The organism is Halomonas sp., assembly GCF_031581305.1.
GTDB lineage: Bacteria > Pseudomonadota > Gammaproteobacteria > Pseudomonadales > Halomonadaceae > Halomonas.
The window spans coordinates 1-2629 of record NZ_JAVLBC010000292.1 but is presented as its reverse complement, the minus strand read 5'-3'; the positions used below and the strand labels follow the sequence as shown (position 1 = coordinate 2629).

Sequence of the window (2629 nt, the reverse complement as noted above, 5' to 3'; positions counted from 1 at the left end):
CATCGCCGACATGCCCCCCCCGGACAGCGAGCTGGCGGCACGGCCCCTGAGGACCCTGGAGGTCGTGGCCTTCGACACCGAGACCACCGGGCTGGAGCTGCGCCGCGGCGACACCGTGGTCAGCATCGGGGCCTGCCGCATCGTCAATGCGCGGCTGCTGGCCAGCGACATCTTCGACCTGCGGGTCGACCCGGAACGGCCCATCCCGCCGGCCAGCACCGCCATCCACGGCATCACCGATGACGACGTGGCGGGCGCCCCGCCGCTCAATATGGCCCTGCCACGCTTTCGCGACTACATCGGCGAGGCGGTGATCCTCGCCCACAATGCCGCCTTCGACCTGCTGGCCATCCAGCCCCCCGGCGGCGGTATCGCGTTCGACATGCCGGTACTCGACACCCTGCTGCTCTCCCGGGCACTCGACGACAGCCTCGACGGCCATGATCTGGACAGCCTGGCCGACCGCTATGACCTCAGCTTTCCGCCCGGCACCCGTCACACCGCACTGGGCGACGCCCGAGTCACCGCGGAGCTGTGGCTCTCGCTGCTGCCGCGACTGGAGGCGCGTGGCATCGAGACGCTGGAGCAGGCGCTGGCGTTACAGGCCAGTGCCTTCGACAAGGAGGATGCCTTCGCCTCGTGAACACGCCTCGCCTGAAGGAGCGCCTGGTCGCGCTGATCGTATTGGCGGCCCTGCTGTTCTCCCCGCCCCTGCTGCTGATCGCCGGGCGTTCCCTGGCGGGGCCGGGTTCGCTGGTGGTCTACCTGTTCCTGGCCTGGGGTATGGTGATCGCCCTGATGGCCTGGCTGATGGAACGCCGTCACGAGGAGTGATCCCGGATGCAGGCTGACACGCCATGAGAGGCAGCATCGTGGTCCTGACGGTCGCCTTCGGCTATCTGGCGCTACTCTTCGTCATCGCTGCCTGGGGGGATCGACGCGCCGAGCAGGGTCGCTCGCTGATCGGCTCGCCCACCGTCTATGCGCTCTCCATTGCCGTCTACTGCACCGCCTGGACCTTCTACGGCAGCGTCGGCCGCGCGGCCCAGTATGGTCCCAGCTTCCTGCTGATCTACCTGGGCCCGACCCTGGCGATGCTGATGGCCCCCTTCGTGATCCGCAAGATGGTGCGCATCGCCAGCGCCCAGCGCATCACCTCCATCGCCGACTTCATCAGCGCCCGCTACGGCAAGAGCTCCAGCCTGGGGGCCCTGGTCGCGCTGATCGCCCTGATCGGCATCACCCCCTATATCGCCCTTCAGCTCAAGGCCATCACCGTGAGCCATGCGGTACTCGTCAACTACCCGCAGGCCGCCGAGCTGCACCTGGCCGACGAGAGCTTCTGGGCCGACAGGTCCTTCTGGGTCGCCCTGGTCCTGGCGGTGTTCATCATCCTCTTCGGCACGCGCCATCTGGACGCCAGTGAGCGCCACGAGGGCATGGTGGCGGCCATCGCCTTCGAGTCGCTGGTCAAGCTGGTGGCCTTCCTCTCGGTCGGGGTCTTCACTGTCTTCGTGCTCTTCAACGGCCCGGCGGACCTCTTCGCCCGGGTCGTCGCCATGCCCGAGCTGACCCGACTGATGAGCCTGGAAGCGGTGCCCGGCGGTGCCCTGGGCTGGGTGGGGATGCTGGTGCTGGCGTTTCTGGCCTTTCTGACTCTGCCGCGGCAGTTCCAGGTACTGGTGGTCGAGAACGTCGACGAACGCCACCTCAAGCGCGCCAGCTGGCTCTTCCCGCTCTACCTGCTGGTGATCAACCTCTTCGTGATCCCCATCGCCCTGGCCGGGCTGCTGCTGGGTGACGTCAGCAGCGACCCGGACAGCTTCGTGCTGACCCTGCCCCTCTCGGCCGGCCTGGAGGGACTGCCGCTGCTGGTCTTCATCGGCGGCCTCTCGGCCGCCACCAGCATGATGATCGTCGAGACCATCGCCCTGTCGACCATGGTCAGCAACCAGCTGGTGATGCCGCTGCTGCTGCGCTCGCGCCACCTCCACCTGAGCACCCGGGGCGAGCTCGCCGGCTGGCTGCTGCGCATCCGCCGAGTGGCCATCCTGCTGATCCTGCTGCTCGGTTACCTCTATCATGCGCTGATCGGCGACGCCTACAGCCTGGTCACCATCGGCCTGGTCTCCTTCGCCGCCGCCTGCCAGTTCGCCCCGGCACTGCTGGTCGGCATGTACTGGCGGGGTGCCAACCGCCTGGGGGCCGGACTGGGCATGAGCGCGGGCTTCCTGATCTGGGCCTGGACCCTGCTGATCCCGGGCTTTGCCCAGTCTGGCTGGCTGGAGGCCGGCTTCCTCGAGCAGGGCCCCTGGGGGATCGCCTGGCTGAGGCCCTATGCGCTGTTCGGGCTCGAGGGCTGGGACATCTATACCCACTCGCTGCTGTGGAGCCTGGGCGCCAACCTCGGCCTGCTGGTGGGCATCTCGCTGTTCACGCGCCAGTCACCGCTGGAGCAGACCCAGGCGGCACTGTTCACCGAGGCCTTGCATCCCGGCCTGGTGCAGACCTCGCTGTGGCAGGGCCAGACCACGCGTGGCGAACTGCGCGCCCTGCTCGATCGCTACCTGGGCGGTGCCGCCACCGCCCGCGTCTTCGCCACCCATCCCGACGAGGCCGCCGACGACAG

General features: G+C 68.4%; 2 protein-coding genes and 1 pseudogene. All 3 read left to right on the top strand.

Features of this window, described 5'->3' with window-relative positions; translation table 11 throughout:
• The coding region (locus RI841_RS15890) for a 3'-5' exonuclease (protein ID WP_310706604.1) at nt 1-643 on the top strand (643 nt) is incomplete at its 5' end.
• On the top strand, nt 640-834 hold the full coding sequence (locus tag RI841_RS15885; RefSeq protein ID WP_310706603.1) for a hypothetical protein: 195 nt from the start codon (nt 640-642) through the stop codon (nt 832-834). The genes RI841_RS15890 and RI841_RS15885, both read left to right, overlap by 4 nt.
• Before the next feature lie 23 nt (nt 835-857).
• Nucleotides 858-2629, top strand: a pseudogene (locus tag RI841_RS15880) (histidine kinase); the annotation flags it as partial.